This is a genomic window from Thermostichus sp. MS-CIW-41 (assembly GCF_054058915.1).
In genome coordinates this window covers 1-14707 of sequence record NZ_JBSSBO010000011.1, presented here as the reverse complement: position 1 = coordinate 14707, position 14707 = coordinate 1, and the positions used below count along the sequence as shown (strand labels likewise).

At 58.1% G+C, this 14707-nt stretch carries 17 protein-coding genes and 1 pseudogene; 8 read left to right on the top strand and 10 right to left on the bottom strand.

Going from position 1 to position 14707, the window contains the following annotated elements; genetic code table 11:
* Nucleotides 1–10 precede the first annotated feature (10 nt).
* Both ACVWXE_RS05160 and ACVWXE_RS05155 read left to right on the top strand, forming a co-directional pair.
* Nucleotides 11–1546 carry a hypothetical protein gene (locus ACVWXE_RS05160; RefSeq protein WP_457489742.1) on the top strand — a complete coding sequence of 512 codons (1536 nt, stop codon included), beginning with the start codon at nucleotides 11–13 and terminating at the stop codon, nucleotides 1544–1546.
* Between the two features lie 301 nt (nucleotides 1547–1847).
* Nucleotides 1848–2042 (top strand): hypothetical protein, encoded by a 195-nt coding sequence (locus ACVWXE_RS05155; protein WP_011434196.1) that lies wholly within the window; start codon nucleotides 1848–1850, stop codon nucleotides 2040–2042.
* On the opposite strand, the gene ACVWXE_RS05150 is transcribed toward ACVWXE_RS05155, so the two are convergent.
* The 7 genes and pseudogenes from ACVWXE_RS05150 to glmU all read right to left on the bottom strand — a co-directional run.
* On the bottom strand, nucleotides 2039–2989 hold the full coding sequence (locus ACVWXE_RS05150) for an AEC family transporter (RefSeq protein ID WP_011434195.1): 951 nt from the start codon (nucleotides 2987–2989) through the stop codon (nucleotides 2039–2041). The genes ACVWXE_RS05155 and ACVWXE_RS05150 overlap by 4 nt on opposite strands.
* Nucleotides 2990–3015: 26 nt before the next feature.
* Nucleotides 3016–4275 carry a 4-hydroxy-3-methylbut-2-enyl diphosphate reductase gene (locus ACVWXE_RS05145; RefSeq protein WP_457489741.1) on the bottom strand — a complete coding sequence of 420 codons (1260 nt, stop codon included), beginning with the start codon at nucleotides 4273–4275 and terminating at the stop codon, nucleotides 3016–3018.
* Between the two features lie 217 nt (nucleotides 4276–4492).
* Entirely contained in the window at nucleotides 4493–4768 is a 276-nt protein-coding gene (locus tag ACVWXE_RS05140; RefSeq protein ID WP_457393110.1) for a lipopolysaccharide assembly protein LapA domain-containing protein, read from the bottom strand.
* 51 nt (nucleotides 4769–4819) lie between these two features.
* Nucleotides 4820–5266, bottom strand: a complete 447-nt coding sequence (locus tag ACVWXE_RS05135; protein ID WP_041436825.1) for a pentapeptide repeat-containing protein — start codon at nucleotides 5264–5266, stop codon at nucleotides 4820–4822.
* Between the two features lie 401 nt (nucleotides 5267–5667).
* Nucleotides 5668–6129 (bottom strand): RNA-guided endonuclease InsQ/TnpB family protein, encoded by a 462-nt coding sequence (locus ACVWXE_RS05130; protein ID WP_457489740.1) that lies wholly within the window; start codon nucleotides 6127–6129, stop codon nucleotides 5668–5670.
* Nucleotides 6130–6210: 81 nt separating this feature from the next.
* Nucleotides 6211–6717, bottom strand: coding sequence for a PPC domain-containing DNA-binding protein (locus ACVWXE_RS05125; RefSeq protein WP_238376989.1), 507 nt, complete (start codon nucleotides 6715–6717; stop codon nucleotides 6211–6213).
* A gap of 39 nt (nucleotides 6718–6756) precedes the next feature.
* A pseudogene (gene glmU, locus ACVWXE_RS05120) lies at nucleotides 6757–8109 on the bottom strand (bifunctional UDP-N-acetylglucosamine diphosphorylase/glucosamine-1-phosphate N-acetyltransferase GlmU); the annotation flags it as partial.
* 138 nt (nucleotides 8110–8247) lie between these two features.
* Here glmU and ACVWXE_RS05115 point away from each other — a divergent pair.
* A complete protein-coding gene (locus tag ACVWXE_RS05115) occupies nucleotides 8248–8676 on the top strand; it encodes an SHOCT domain-containing protein (RefSeq protein WP_457489739.1) in 429 nt (142 codons plus the stop codon).
* A 1-nt stretch (nucleotide 8677) separates the two neighbouring features.
* Here the strand turns inward: ACVWXE_RS05115 and ACVWXE_RS05110 are convergent, their stop codons facing one another.
* On the bottom strand, nucleotides 8678–9871 hold the full coding sequence (locus ACVWXE_RS05110; protein WP_457489738.1) for an RNA-guided endonuclease InsQ/TnpB family protein: 1194 nt from the start codon (nucleotides 9869–9871) through the stop codon (nucleotides 8678–8680).
* 212 nt (nucleotides 9872–10083) lie between these two features.
* Here ACVWXE_RS05110 and ACVWXE_RS05105 point away from each other — a divergent pair, with 212 nt between their 5' ends.
* From ACVWXE_RS05105 to ACVWXE_RS05090, 4 genes are all read left to right on the top strand, one after another.
* Complete coding sequence (locus ACVWXE_RS05105; RefSeq protein WP_414332010.1) at nucleotides 10084–10542, top strand: MAPEG family protein; 459 nt, start codon at nucleotides 10084–10086, stop codon at nucleotides 10540–10542.
* 151 nt (nucleotides 10543–10693) lie between these two features.
* On the top strand, nucleotides 10694–10963 hold the full coding sequence (locus ACVWXE_RS05100) for a hypothetical protein (RefSeq protein WP_011434187.1): 270 nt from the start codon (nucleotides 10694–10696) through the stop codon (nucleotides 10961–10963).
* Nucleotides 10964–10999: 36 nt separating this feature from the next.
* Complete coding sequence (locus tag ACVWXE_RS05095; protein WP_414331746.1) at nucleotides 11000–11680, top strand: energy-coupling factor ABC transporter ATP-binding protein; 681 nt, start codon at nucleotides 11000–11002, stop codon at nucleotides 11678–11680.
* A gap of 257 nt (nucleotides 11681–11937) precedes the next feature.
* Entirely contained in the window at nucleotides 11938–12150 is a 213-nt protein-coding gene (locus ACVWXE_RS05090) for a CP12 domain-containing protein (protein ID WP_457384595.1), read from the top strand.
* 398 nt (nucleotides 12151–12548) lie between these two features.
* Here the strand turns inward: ACVWXE_RS05090 and ACVWXE_RS05085 are convergent, their stop codons facing one another.
* Both ACVWXE_RS05085 and msrB read right to left on the bottom strand, forming a co-directional pair.
* Complete coding sequence (locus tag ACVWXE_RS05085; protein ID WP_457489737.1) at nucleotides 12549–13352, bottom strand: FTR1 family iron permease; 804 nt, start codon at nucleotides 13350–13352, stop codon at nucleotides 12549–12551.
* Nucleotides 13353–13401: 49 nt separating this feature from the next.
* A complete protein-coding gene (gene msrB, locus ACVWXE_RS05080) occupies nucleotides 13402–13893 on the bottom strand; it encodes a peptide-methionine (R)-S-oxide reductase MsrB (RefSeq protein WP_457489736.1) in 492 nt (163 codons plus the stop codon).
* A gap of 275 nt (nucleotides 13894–14168) precedes the next feature.
* Between msrB and ndhN the strand changes: the two genes are divergently transcribed.
* The gene (gene ndhN / locus ACVWXE_RS05075) at nucleotides 14169–14612 is read left to right on the top strand and encodes an NAD(P)H-quinone oxidoreductase subunit N (RefSeq protein WP_414344253.1); all 444 of its coding nucleotides are present in this window, start codon (nucleotides 14169–14171) and stop codon (nucleotides 14610–14612) included.
* Nucleotides 14613–14707: the final 95 nt, after the last annotated feature.

Here is a 14707-nt window from a genome sequence, read left to right as displayed (position 1 = left end):
GTACTGAACTGTGATTGAGGTTGAAGTCCACCAACAGTTGCGGCAGCTTTTGCGGCAGTCTCCCGAAGCCCTGTGGCCCCACCAGTTGACGATGGCTCGCATGGTGGCGCGAGGGTTGCGGTTGGGTCGCAGCACCTTGATCCAGGTGCCTGCTGGGGGTCAGCACCGCCTCAGTTATCTGCTGCCGGCCCTGATGTGGCCCAACCCCACCTTGCTCTGTGCCACAGCTCCTGTGCAGGCGCAAATTTTGGGGGAAGAGATCCCCTGGCTACAGCACACCCTGCAGTTGCATAAGCCCGTCCTGCAAAAAGACCGTTGGCCGGATCCCGATTTCCAGGGGTTGCTGTTGGTGGATCCCCTGGATTGGCTGCAAGCTCGCCTGAGAAAGGGATCCTCGGAAGTGCCGACAGGGATCCCTTTGATCCTGGATGGAGCCGAAGACCTGGAAGATTGGGCCTACCAGGCGCTAACGGTGACCCTGGAAGCCAGCCATTGGCAACAGCTCCGGCAAATCTTCCCTGCCGAGGCGGAGCAGCTCTCCCAGGTTCAGGTCAATTTGTCCCTTCAGCTTTTGCGGCGGCCTCTTTCCCGCTGTCTGCTTCATGCGGATGAACAGGTTCACCTGGATGCTGTGCTGTCTTTGGTGACAGGCTACCCCGGCTGGCTGCCGGATCCCTGGGATCAAATCCGCCGGCGGCTCAGCTCTGAGGGGGATCCCGTCTCCAAATGGATTTGGTGGGCCGAAACCGACCGAGAAACCGGTCGCCTCACCCTTCACCACAGCCCGGCGGCTCTGCAGGATTGGTTGGCCCCCATTTGGGCCACACAGCCGGTGGTGATTATCGGGGAAGCGCTGGATCTGGATCGCCAGGCGGAAACCTACCGGCGACGGTTGGGCTTGCCGGATCTGACGCCGTTGCGGTTTGCCTCAGGCGAGGGTTGGCCCCGTTCCGGCGGGGCGGAGCTTTCCCTTTACTTGCCGCGCCTCCCCCTGCCCAACAGCCCTCTATTTCGGGATCACCTGCTGCAAGAGCTGAAAAAGCTGATCCCTCAAGCGCAAGGCTTTGTGGTGGTGTTGGTGTCGGATCAGCCTCTGCAAGCACAGGTGGGAGCGGCTTTGGCTGCCGAATTCGGCTCACGGGTGCGGGTAAACAGCCCGTTCCCCGGCGAAAAGGGCATTTTGGTCTGCGACTGGCCCTACTGGCTGCACCACAAGGCCGGCTTGCCGCGCCCTGAGCTGATGGTGATCGCCACTTTGCCTTTCCCTTCTGTGGAAGACCCAAGGGTGGCCGGACGGGTGCAATATCTGCAACGCACCCAGCAGGACTGGTTCCGTCAGTACCTTTTGCCGGTGGCCGCTGCCCAGTTGCAACGGGCCGTCGCGCCTCTGCGGCAAAGCTCTGATTCGGGAGAAGATTCCAGCTCATCCACCCGATGGGTGGCCATTTTGGATAGCCGCATCATTGCCCGCAGCTACGGCGTCTCTCTTCTCAATGCCTTGGGGCCAACTTTGCGGGTCGAGCAGCGCAGCCAACTGTTTGTTTAGGGATCCCTGGGCCTCTTGCTCGAGTTGATGGGATGTATGGTCATTTTAAACAGGAATGAAACATTTCTGTCCAGCTCCTCTCTCCCTCTGGGAGAAGGTCTGGGGGTGGCCGCGGAAGCAGCGCGGAACGCCTGGGGAGTGTCTCAATCTAGTTTGGAATGACTATATTGAGGATTTTTTGGCTTGAGCGACTGAGAGAAGGCTTGCTCAGCATAGAGGGGAGATTTGTATCCTAGAGAGCCAAACTCAACTGGGATCCAAGCTATTCTGAGGGTGAATCACTCCTACTCACCTTCTTCTCATGATCAGTCCTGCTCTCAGCTCCGATACAGCACTGCGCACGCAAGCAGTTTGGAAGCCATTGCGGCAGGCCATTGTGGAAAGCTCGGGTTTTCGGGGATGGCTCCAGGGCCGGGAGTTGCCCACTCAGGAAGCAGAGCTGGATCAACTGGTGCATAGCTACCTCGAGCAAACCTTGTCTCACCTGGCCTATTAGGATCCCCAGAGTCCCAGCCAGAGGGGCAAGGTCAGCAAGGCGGCTAAGTACCCCACGGCCAAGGCAGTTACGGTAATTTCCCGATCCAAGTCGTATTCTTCCGTGAGCACCAGGGTGGCGATGGCGGGGGGCATACCGCTCTGCAGGACCAGCACCAGCTTGGCCAGAGGCGGGTAGGGGGTGAAGGCAAGGCCGATTCCCACCAAGAGCGGCACAATCACAATTTTGATCAAGAGGGCCACTCCGGCGGCAAGAAAGGATCCCCAGCGCTTCACCTGGGCCAGCCGCATCCCCAAAATCATCAAACTGAGCGGGATCATGCTCCAGGCAAAAGCCGCCAACCCTTGAGAGAGCCAACCCGGCAGGGGTTCGCGGGTCAGCAGTAGGCCCATAGCAAAAGACCAAAGAGCAGGGGTGCGCAGAATGTGGAGGCCCACCTGCCAAGGTTGGGCATGGGAACTGCCGTGGCGGCTGGCCACCCACACGCCAAACCCGTAGGCCATGAACAGAGTGCCCAGCAGATCATAGAACAGGGCCCAGCCAAAGTAAGCCCTTCCGGCCACAGCCAGACAGATGGGATAGCCCAAATACCCGGTGTTCCCCAGGGTGGCGGTTAGGTGAAAGCTGCCCTGCTGGGCACTGCTCCAACAGTTGGGGACATCCCCCACACCACGGTGCTGCCACCACAGCCAAGCGCTGGTCAAGGCAAACCCCAGCCCCACCGACAGCCAGCAGATCAGGGGAGCAACCCAGATTTGGCCCGACAGATCCACCCCCTGCATAAACCCGACAATGCTGAGGGGCACCCCCACCCAGAACATGAACCGCCCCAAAGCATGAGGATCCAGCCAACGCTTCCAGCCGCCGGGCAGCCCCTTCTGGAGAGCAAACCCCAGCAGCGTCCAGCCCAGCAAGGGAGGATAAACCTGAAAAAGGGTGTTGAGCACGATCAAGAGGGAGAGGGAAGGGATCCCTAGGCAGGGATCCGCCGGGGTTCTTCACGCAGGGCGAAGATGCGTTGAATCACCTCTTCAACAACGCGGTCTGGGGTAGAGGCACCGGAGGTAATGCCGATTTGCACCGGCCCGGCGGGCAGCCAACCTTCGGTAACCGTCGGGTCTTGGTGAAGGGGCTTGTGGCGGATGCGGTTGTTGGGTTGGATGCAGTCGGGGCCATCGATGTGGAAGGAAGGCAAGCCCTTGGCCAGGGCAATTTCCTGCAAGTGGGTGGTATTCGAGGAATTAAACCCCCCGATCACCACCACCACATCCAAAGGCTGCTCCAGCAGCTCGAACATGGCGTCCTGCCGCTCTTGGGTGGCATTGCAGATGGTGTTAAAGCTCATGAAGTGATTGTCTAACTCCTGGGGGCCATATTTGCGCAGCATGGTGGTCTCAAACAGCTTGGCAATGGCGCGGGTCTCCCCTTCCAGCATCGTGGTTTGGTTGGCGATGCCGATCCGCTCCAGATCGCGATCCGGATCAAAACCGGGGGAAGTGGCCTTGCCGAAGCGCCGCCGAAATTCTGCCGCATCTCCGCCCTGCAAAATGTAGCGGGCGACCCATTCCGCTTCTTCCAGGTTCAGCACCACCAGGTACTTTTCGGCAAAGGAGCTGGTGGCTACGGTTTCTTCGTGGTTGTACTTGCCGTGGATGACAGAGGTAAATTGGGCCGCGCGGTGCTTGTCCACTTGGTTCCACACGCGGGAAACCCAGGGGCAGGTGGTATCGACAATCTCATTGCCCTGCGACCGAAAAAATGCCATTTCCGATGCACTCGCCCCAAAAGCAGGCCAAATCACCACATCTTGGGGCCGGATCTGAGAAAAGTCCTTCTTGCCGTCCGGGCCTTTCTCCACAAAGCGGATCCCCATCTCCTTCAGGTGCTGGTTTACCAGAGGGTTGTGGATGATCTCGTTGGTGATCCACAGTTGCCGATCCGGAAAGCGTCGCCGCGCTTCATAGGCATATTCCACCGCCCGTTCCACACCCCAGCAAAAGCCAAAGGCTTTGGCCAGGTGAATGGTAATGTCGCCCCGCTGATAGCGGTAAGCCTGGGCGCGGATTTGCTCCACAAGGGGGCTTTTGTAGGTGGTTTGCAGCTCCAGTTGAGCCTGATCCTTGTGTTCTTCAAACCCCTTGGCGAAGTAGGTGCTGGATCCGCGCAGGGCTTTGCGCAGGGCCCGTGGGTCTTGGGGAGAGCTATCCGGGGAAGTGGGTTGGAAATAAGCCATGGTTACGGTTGGAGATACGCACTGATCAAGCAGACGGCGAAGGGATCCTGATCTCAGCTTACGCCCAGTCTCGCATCGGTGGGCCATTCCAGCATGCTTTCCCTAGGGCCAGCGACAAGATTGTCAAGTCAACTATAGAATTGCAGGTAGAATTGCAGGGGATCGAAGCCGTTGAGCCAAAGCCAGAAAGCAGAGGGATCCCTTTGGCAATTGGCCGTTATTGGGGCGGTTGATCCTGCATTTCCAGTTGGCGCACCCGTTCCTGTAATTGGCGGGCGGTGGCAGAAAAGCTGCGCCCAGGCCAGAGGAGAGAGCCCAGCCCCACCGTCAACAGGCCCAAGCCGACAGCCGCGGCAATGAGAAATCCCAAAGGCAGCTCCACCGAGCGCCACATTAAGAAATGTACGGTCAGGGTGGTGGGGTTTTGTCCGGCCAGGACTGCCACTCCCACAGCCAGCAGCAGTGTCAAGACCAAGTTGAACAGCAGCAACATCAGGGATCCCGTCGCAACAGTTCCATTCTGCCTTGTCTGCTGGGGGGTGGCTCAAGCCAGCACACTCCCGTCAGGTAGGATGGCCCCCCTGAGGTCAGCGCCGGTCAGCACTGCTCCGCCGATTTTTGCCCCGCTTAGATCGGATCCCTGCAGTTGTGCACGGGTTAGCTTGGCTTCCCAAAGGTAGGCACCGTGCAAGTTGGCTTCCCGCAAGTCGGCAAAGCTGAGATCCGCGCCGATCAAGTTGGCTTCCCAAAGATTGGCCCCGCGGAGGTTGGCCCCCATCAAGTTGGCCGAGCTGAGATCGGCGCCGCGCAAATCGGCTTCCTGCAGGTTAATGCCACTCAGCTTGCCAAAGGAGAGGTTGGCCCCTCTCAGATTCACCCCTTGCAGGTTGGAGCGCACCAAGTCCACCCCCACCAGGTTGGATTCTTGAAAGTTGCGCTCGCCAGAGGCATATTCTGTCAGCAGCTCGTCAGCAGTTGTCACTCGGGGCATGGCCGGATACTGCCATCCGTGCGTTAAGCTTAACAATTTCCGGCTGCTCAACGGGGTACTGATGACCGCTCCGAAAGACCTACGAAACGCTAACAAACACTTCCAGAGTGTTCAGTGCCTGTCGCGTCTGATACATTTACGCTGAACACTGCTGAACATCACTGTTCAACTATGCAGCGATAGCATTCTGTTTGTTTCCAAACAGAATGGCGGTATCCCGCAAAGCTTTGAGTAGAATACCCAAAGCGCAGTTTCCGTGTCGTCTTACTACCAATTTTCTGCTTTGCTTTGGCTACCATGTTGGCAGACTCGAAAGTAAACAGAAAGATCAACTGGTAGTAATCCGTACTGAACATATTATACATTATTTTCAGTATAGTTGAGCTTATTATTGACTAGAGTCATGCTCTCAAGCTAACAACCACGTTCTTGGGTGTGGTCACCGGGAGCAGCTCTGCACAGCGCAGCCAACCGAAGATAGGTACCTTGATGCGGTTGCCAGAAGTGCGAATACTCCCTTCCAGGTAAAAGCTGTCTCGCACTCCCTTGCGTTTGAAGCGGGGAAACTTCCCCAACTCACCCCGCCAGCGCTTAAGGGCTTGCTCCAAGTTGCGTAATGCCTGCTGAGGGGCGCATTTGGAGACCTGGTAGTACCAGCGATGTTCTTTCTTCACCTCGGCCACTAGGCGCTTGTGCAGGTCAATGGCGGTGGGAAGTTTTTGCTGGTTCTCCAGGGCTTGCCGACAGACTTCTAAGCCCCAGTTATAGGCGTGGCGGGCTACCCCAGCGTGTTGGGCGGCTAGAGTTGTTTGCTTGCGGTTAAGAATGAGTTGCGTCCGAAAACCCAGTAATATGCCCGCCACACCGCAAAGCGTCCATGAGTTCCGTGAAGCTTTCGGCTTGGCGCTCACAAGCCCCCTTTAGCTTTAGGTAACTCATGTTGACTACTGTAAGCTTTTCGGCCTGCTGTTGTCAGCCTCTGGTTTTGTCTGCTGGTTTTGCTGGGGTTGGGGGGGTGGGGACGGCCAGCAGGGATCCCCTGCCACGGGTTGGATGTGCAACTCCAGGTAGCCGGTGGCCGGATCCGGTTGACGGGAGAAGCGGTACTCCGGGCTATCGGCGAGGACAATTTCGGCGGTGGTGTAGATGAGGCAGCCGGGGCGCAGGTGTCCCCCCCAGGTTTGGCCTCGGGCATCGGCAACGGTGAGATGGAGATGGACTCCGTCAGGGCACAGGGATCCACTCAGGGCCAGGATCTCCAGGCGTTCCGACAACAGGTGATCCCCCGTTTGGTCGGCCAGGCGCAGGGTGGCTTGGCTAAGGCTGCCGACGGCGCTGAGGACAAACCCCGCTTGCAAGGGCTGCTGCCGGGCCAATCGCTCTAGTTCCTGCTTGAGATCTTGGCCGGGGAAGAGGCGCAAGGGATAAATCTTGAGGGATCCCGGCGGCATGGGCTGGGGCTCCTGGGGGCGGGAAGAGCGGATCCCAAGTCGCCAACCGGGCTTGACCACCGGGCGGGAGCGAGCGATCACCAAGCAGTCATCCGGCAGGGGGTAGCGGGCAGGGATGGTGGAGCCGGCGGCAATGGTGACATCGGATCCCACCTGCAAAGGAGCCACCAACACCGAGTTGGCGCCTGTTTTGCTGCGATCCCCAATTTCGGTGAAGTGCTTTTGCTGGCCGTCGTAGTTGGCGATGATGGTGCCCGCCCCGATGTTGACCTGGGATCCCAGCTTGGCATCGCCCAGGTAGGCCAAGTGGGCGGCGTTGCTGTGGGATCCAATCTGGGTATTTTTGGTTTCCACAAAGTTGCCGATGCGGCAATGATCCCCAATCTGGCTGTGGGGGCGCACGTGGGCGTAGGGGCCTATCCAGACCTGGTTGCCGATGCGGCTGTGGCTGACCACCGAGTAGAGAATGTGACAGCCGGATCCAATCTCGCTGGACTCGATCCAACTGCCCGGCCCCAGGCGGGTTCCCGAGCCAATGCGGCACACCCCTCGCAGATGGGTTTGGGGCTCGATCACCACATCGGGGGCCAATTCCACCGTTTCCTCCAGGCTGCTGCTGTCGGGATCCACAAAGGTGACCCCGGCTTCCATCCAGGCTTCCTTGAGGCGATCCTGCAAAATCTGGTACGCCTGGGCCAGTTGGCGGCGGTCGTTGATGCCCACAATTTCTTGCGGATCGGCAACATCCAGAGCGATGGCTTTGCCCACCCGCTTGACGGCATCCGTTAGGTAGTACTCCTGCTGTGCGTTGTTGCTGTTGAGATGGGGCAAAACCTGAGCCAGAGCCGGCCAGTGGAAACAATACACCCCACTGTTGATGCGGCGATTTTGCCGTTGGGCCGGGGTGCAGTCTCGCTCTTCCACCAGTTCCAGCACCCGCTGTTGGGCATCGCAAAATACCCGACCATAGCCATAGGGATCCGCCACCTGAGCCGAGAGCAAGGTTACCTCTGGGTTCATCTGGCGGTGGCGCTCCACCAGAGCTTGCAGGGTTTCTGCCCGCAGCAGGGGCACATCCCCGTTGATCACCAGCAGATCCCCCTGAAAACCGCCCAGGACGGGCAACAGTTGCTGAACGGCGTGTCCGGTGCCCAATTGCTGGGCCTGCTCCACAAATTCAACCGGGTACTCCCGCAGGGCTTGGCGCACCTGCTCTTGTTCATAACCCACAATCACCAGACAGCGGTGGGGTTTCAAGGTTAGCACCGTGCGCAGCAGCCGCTCGATCAAAGACAGGGATCCCAGCTTGTGCAGCACCTTGGGCAGCCGTGATCGCATCCGGGTACCTTTGCCCGCTGCCAAGATCGCTACCGATAGCTCCCGCTCTGCCATGTTCCTTCCCCGAACTGCCCCCATCAAGTATAGGCGGCAGGATTCTGCCCAAAGGTAGTCTGAGGTTCGCTCCAAGTTCCTGAGCTCTGTGGGGCCAAAACTGAGCTAGCTTAATGGCACATCTAGCTGGTGCAGTCCATGGCCGAGAGCAGGGATCCTGATACGCCCCCACAGGATCGTCGGTGGTTAATCCGAGAGGTGGCCGGTTGGCTGGCGATGCTGGGGGTGTTCATTCCAGGGTTGCAGCGCTTCTATATGGGGCACCAACGCTGGGGCTGGGGCTACTTGGTGGTGGGGCTGATGGTGTTCGTTCCTTCCATCCCGCTGCAGATCCTCAGCTACGGGGTACGCGCCCTTTGTTTGCTGGAAGGGCTGTGGATTCTGACCATGAGCAATGCCGATTTCGATTTTCGATTCAACCGAGAGTTGATCGAGCTGGAATGGACCAGTGTGGAAGGGCGAGAAGCCCGGGATCCCGAACAGCAGTTGGAAAGCCAGTTGAAACAGGGCTTGATCACCCGCGCTGAATATGAGGAGCGCCGCCGGCAAATCCGCAAGATTTCGTAAACTACCCGACCCTGACTACTTCGCAGTACAGGGCGGGCTTTCGGTAGCCCTGCAGTTGGCAAGCCAACCACGGACCTCTAGGCTGGTTTACGGCAGCCCCAAGTTTGGCAATCATGTTGGCCCCATTCCAGTCCGCATCCCCTTCCCATCCACAGTTTCCACACTTAAACTTCTTTCCACTGCGATAGGATTGCGCAGGGTCGGGATGAATGTGCAAACACCGGTGGCAGGTCTGCGACGTGTAGGCAGGCGGCACCAGAATCAGAGCAACCCCCGCACGCAGAGCCTTGTACTCCAAAAATTGACGGAGTTGATAAAACGCCCAACTGTTGGCCCTGCGCCGTTCGGCTTTGCTGCGCGGCTGTTGATTGACTCTTTCCCGGATCCCTGTCAGGTCTTCCAGAGCAATAGCGCTGTTTGTAGTCTTTGCCCTAGAGACAATAGCTTTGGAGATGCGATGATTGACCCACGCCTGAAAGCGCCTCTCCTTGCCAGACAGCCGTTGCAACAGTTCTCTGCATCTGCGCCGCGAACTGCGGGTGCCCTTACTGGCTTTGCGTTGAAGTACCGCCCTCAACCGCGAGTGATGGTCTCGGACTTTGTTCAACTGCTGTCCATTCCAGTTATCCCCTTCTGACGTATGGGCAATATCCGTCCTTCCCAAGTCCACCCCCAGCACTCTATCCGTGCCTTGCGGTGGGCACGGTTCCGCTTCCACACAGATTTGAATGGAGTAGGAACCGTCTTTGCGCTTGACCAGAGTGGCAGATTTGGGGTTGGAGCCTGCCAACTGTTCTCTCTGGTAACGGCCAATCGCCAGCTCAAAGCGCTCTCGACCCTCCACCGTGGTCAGCGACACCGTCCAGTCTTTCTCGCGAAACGAAAAGATACGGGCATCGTAGGTCGCAAAGCCTCTCTTGAACGCTTTGACCGGACGGTTTTTCTGTCGGGCAACTTTACGGGCGCCGGCCACCCGTCTGCAGACCTGCTGGGCCAGATTACTGGACAAGCCAAACCGAGCGCGAATCTGGTAATAGCAAAGGGATTGGAGTTTGACTGCGTTGACTACTTTTTCTGGTGTGTTTTGGTTGACCCAGTTCAACGCCTGCACAAAGGCATCCATTGTCGCATCCAACTTTGCGGCTTGCGACTGGGCTACCTTGAGCTTGCAGGAGACGGTCAGGACTTGGGTCATGGTTCTATCATAACTTCCGCATTCCTCCCGACACTGACCCTACGGGTACAGTGCGGGGCTCCTGCGATTTCTAGCTGACGCAAGCATCTGCCTGGATAGACAGCCCGATAGATGGATAATGGTTCTGGTGTTGATTTTCCCGGCAATAGCTCCCACCCAAGCTGGGCTCTTTTCTCTCCTCTGTCATTGTGCACCGCCCTTTTGCCTATCTTATGTTGCCAAATCCTCCTCTCGTAGCCATCCCCCTGTTCTCCATCGCGGCAGCCATGCTCTTGGTCTATCTGCCCATGGGGGTGGTGGGCTATGCCCGTGCCCGCGTCGGCTACGACCTGCATGCCCCTCGGGCTATGTTTGATAGGCTACCTCCATATGGACAGCGGGCCACCTGGGCCCACGCCAACGGGTTTGAGACCTTTGGGATGTTTGCGGCAGCAGCGTTGATTGCCTACATCACCGGCCCACACCCGGATCCCTGGTATTTTGGCCTCAGCGGAGATGAAGGGGTAGCTGTGCTGTGTGGGGTGTTTCTGCTGGCGCGGCTGCTCTACAACTTTTTCTACATTGCCGATATTCCCATTGGGCGATCCCTCTCCTTCTTGGCGGGATCCCTGGCCACGTTGGGCCTGTTGCTGATTAGCCTGCTGCCTTTTCTCGGCACCGGCCTGGCCTAATCTGGCGAGAGAAACTCCCCCGTCATTTGTTGAGCCTGCCGGTACCCTGGCCCAACCTGCGATACTGGAAAAGGACTTCGTCCTGCTGTCGCCAACGGCGTCCTCTGGGTGCCTCTCTTTTGTCCCACGGCCCACTATGCAACGGTCAGCCATGTACACTCTGGAACTGCTCCTGAAAGGGAACCCTGCCCCCATCGTTGTCCATCAAAAAGAGGAAGAAGCGGCCAACCGGGCCTACCAAAGCATCGTCAATGCTCTGCAGAGTGGATCCCCTCAGAGTTTGGAGCTGACCTGCGACCGCACCGGCAAAAAGGTGTTCCTGCTCACCGGTGAGCTATGTGGCGTGCAAATGACTTCCAAGTCGGGCAGCGCCAGCCCCATGGGAACCCGTCCCGGTTTTTTGGCCCAGTTGCAAAGCTGAGGACAGCCCTTTTCTCTCTGCCGCTAAGGGATCCCCATGTCTGAGGTGGCCATTCGGGTGGAGAGCCTGACCTTTGCTTGGCCGGAACGTCCGCCGGTTTTGCAGGCGTGCAGTTTTGTCATTCCCAAGGGCCAGTTGTGGATGCTCTTGGGGCCCAATGGCAGCGGCAAGTCCACTTTGTTGCAACTGTTGTCCGGATCCCTGACCCATCCCCAGCCCCTTTCGGGCCACCTGGAGATTCGCGGTCGGCTGGGCTATGTGTTTCAAAACCCGGATCACCAACTGTTCATGCCCACGGTGGGAGCCGATGTGGCCTTTGGCTTGGGGGCAGAGGCTCTGACCTTGGCGGAAATTCACCAGCGGGTGGAAACAGCCTTGGAGCAAGTCGGATTAAAGCACCTGATCCGTCGGCCCATCCACGGCCTCAGCGGCGGACAGAAGCAACGGGTGGCGGTGGCAGGGGCTTTGGCCCGGCGCAGCGAGGTGCTGCTTTTGGACGAGCCGACAGCCCTGTTGGATCCCGACAGCCAGGCGGATTTGCTGCGGTGCATCCGGCAACTGGTGGATCAAGAAGGCATCACCGCCCTCTGGGTAACCCATCGGCTGGCGGAACTGGAATGGGCAGATGGGGCGATTTTGCTCTCGGAAGGTCAAGTGCGTCAACAGGGATCCCCAGAGCAGGTGCGGCAACGGATTGAACAACTGTTTGGAGCCTGAGGGATCCCTGCGCATCCTGATCCCAAAGAGATCGCGAAAGCGCAGCTGCACCCCCCTGCCGTCACTGTTTAGAATAGGTAATGTATCCGGTTGATCAATTCGGTTGGCACAAGGTCATTATCCTGAACTTATTCCCCGTCTGGATCGGCTGGTTTTTACCTGTTGATCCTCGGTTACACCGAATCTCTACAGGTTCTGCGTCAACCGGTTACATCAGCGGGCCACCGGCCCCATCTAGTCTAAAGGAGCTTGAGAACATGGGACTGTCTGAAGTGATCGCCAAAGAGCTGGAAAATGCTCGCAACGTCTGCTCTGAGTACGGCGAAGGGGATCCCCACTGCCGTGCGGCCTGGGATGCGGTTGAAGAAGTGCTGGCAGCTCGCAGCCACCAGCCGAGGACTCCCAGCAGCCTAGAGAAGCACTGCGCTGAAAACCCAGATGCTGTTGAATGCCGGGTCTACGATACCTGATTCTCGGGAACCCCACAGAGTGGATGCTCTCTGTCGATTCCGTAGCGATCGACAGGGTTTCCTACTGGGGATCTCCGACAAAATCCAGCGGCCTGCCGGATCCCTGCCGGTAGGCTTTGCTTTCTTGGACTGGAAGGCTTGACTAGGTGCGGTTTCAGGCGCGACGTACAGAGCGCTTTCTTTTTAGGGTCATTTTGATTCAAACCAGGACACTGCACCCGCACTTAAAACGTTAGATGCACAGGGCCAGAAGGCTTTTCCCAGTACCTCGGTCGCCTTGTCCCAACCTGAAACGACTATGAAATTGTGACCTGCATCATTGCCATCCATCAAAACCAGGACAGGGATTCATCAAACTTATGGCTTATGGGATCCCCAGTGCCGGTGGAGAGCGTTTTTCACGAAGAAAGCCTCTGAGCAGAATCAGCCCGCAGCCATTGCCTCACCCACAAGGCGAAGGCTATTCCCAGCAGCAGCAGTTGGGGGAGCAGCGTCTGCCAAGTGGGATATATGCCCAGCCAGCGCAGCTTTGGGATCCCGACCAGGGGGGTGATGGGCAGCCAGTCCGCCACCTGCAGAGCGTGCAGGCCACTGCCCAAAAACTTAAAGCCCAAGTAGAAAATCAGCAGACTTAGACCCCGGAAAAAAACTCCCAGCGGCAATTTCAGCCCCACCTGCAGCAGCAAGATCGCCACCGCCACCAACACCAGGGATCCCAGGCCGATCCCCAGCCAAAAATCTTTTGCCGAGAGGGAAGAGGCCAACCCCACATAAAACAGCACCGTTTCCGCCCCCTCGCGAAACACCGCCACAAAGGCCAGAAAAGCCAAGGAAAAAACCTGACCCGTGGCCAGTGCCGCCTGCGCCTGTTCCCGCACAAAGGTTTGCCAAGAAACCACTGCAGCCCGGCGGTGCAACCAAAGGCTGACCGAGAACAACAAACCTGCTGCCACCAGCCCGGTGATCCCTTCCAGCACCTCTTGTCGCGTGTGGGTGAGCATCTGCTGGAAAAACAGCTTCACCAGCAGACCGAGCATCACCGCTGCCAGCAAGCCCGCGGATCCCCCTAGCCACACCCAGCGCTTCTGAGCCGATTGCCCGCTCTTGCTCAAAAGGGCCAGCAGCGCCACCAGCACCAAGAGAGCTTCCAGGCCCTCCCGCAGCAGAATCGAAGCAGCATCCAGGAACGTGTAGTCCGACATAGGCTCACCCAGACAGGCGGCTCAGTTTTAGCTGGAGCCAAGAGGATTTCTAAGTGGTGGCTGGGATGAACTTGAGGGCAGCAGAATTGATGCAGTAGCGCAAACCCGTGGGTGGGGGGCCATCCCGAAACACATGCCCCAGATGCCCACCGCAGTTAGAGCAGTGGACTTCTGTGCGGGGCACAAACAATTTCCAGTCCGTCTTGGTACCGATCACATGGGGAGCAATCGGCTCCCAAAAGCTGGGCCAACCGGTGCCACTGTCGTACTTGGCCGCTGAGGAAAACAGCTCCTGCCCACAGCCGGCACAGACGTAGATGCCCGCAGCTTTGTTGTCGTAGTAAGCGTTGCGGAAGGGGGGCTCAGTGCCCTCTCGGCGCAGCACATAGTATTGCTCTTCGGTGAGCAGTTGCCGCCACTCGGCGTCGGTTTTGGTGAAGGGATAAGTCTGTTGGGCCATTGCTCTTTGCTCTCCTGCTAAGCTGAGGGGTGCTGTAATCAACCCGGCCACCGCCAAGGTCAACAGCTCGCGTCGTCGCATGATGAGGTTCATCTGTTGTCGCTGTGTAAGTGGCGGGGAGGCCATCCCTACTAGGGGGATCCATCCGCCTTTGTCCGCCACCTGTGGGTTGAGACCTGCAAGCAGGTTACCCGTATCTTAACCCTTCTTTACGCTCCCTTCTGCAAAACAGGGAGATAGCCAGTATTCTATGGGTTCCATTGGCAGCTTCTATCCCCAGCTTCAGGCGCCATCCCGTTACAATGAGCGCAGGTGGGCTGCTTGTCCAACCCTAGACGAGTCATGGAGTTTTTCCTATGCTGCTGGTCGGCTCAGGTGCAAAGTTTGTGCAGCAACTGGAGCAATCTGGGGCTTTGGCCATCTTTGTAACCCCAGAGGGGGGATCCGAAGGGCACTACCTGCGGCGGCTGCGCGGAGCTGGGTATGAGGTGGTCACCCTCTCCAGTAAGGGAATCGGGGATCTGGCCAGCTATTTGACGCGCATTCATGGGGTACGGCCTGCCACGCTGGGCAAATCGGAGCGGCGCACCTATTTCTTTCCCGCGTTGATCGAGCAGTATCGGGCCACCTTGCCCCCAAAAGCTAAGGGGTTGGTGTTCTGGTTTTACGAGGGGCATGTGTTCAGCCAACAGGAACTCTCCTACCTGGTGAAGCTGAGTCGGGAAGACAAGGGAGTGAAGTTTGTGGTGGAGCTGGGTCGAGAACGGTCAATTCGTTGGCAACCTCTGCAGAGCGCCTGAACCTGATACATTTACGCTGAACACTGCTGAACATCACTGTTCAACTATGCAGCGATAGCATTCTGTTTGTTTCCATTCGCGTTAGCGGGACGGAG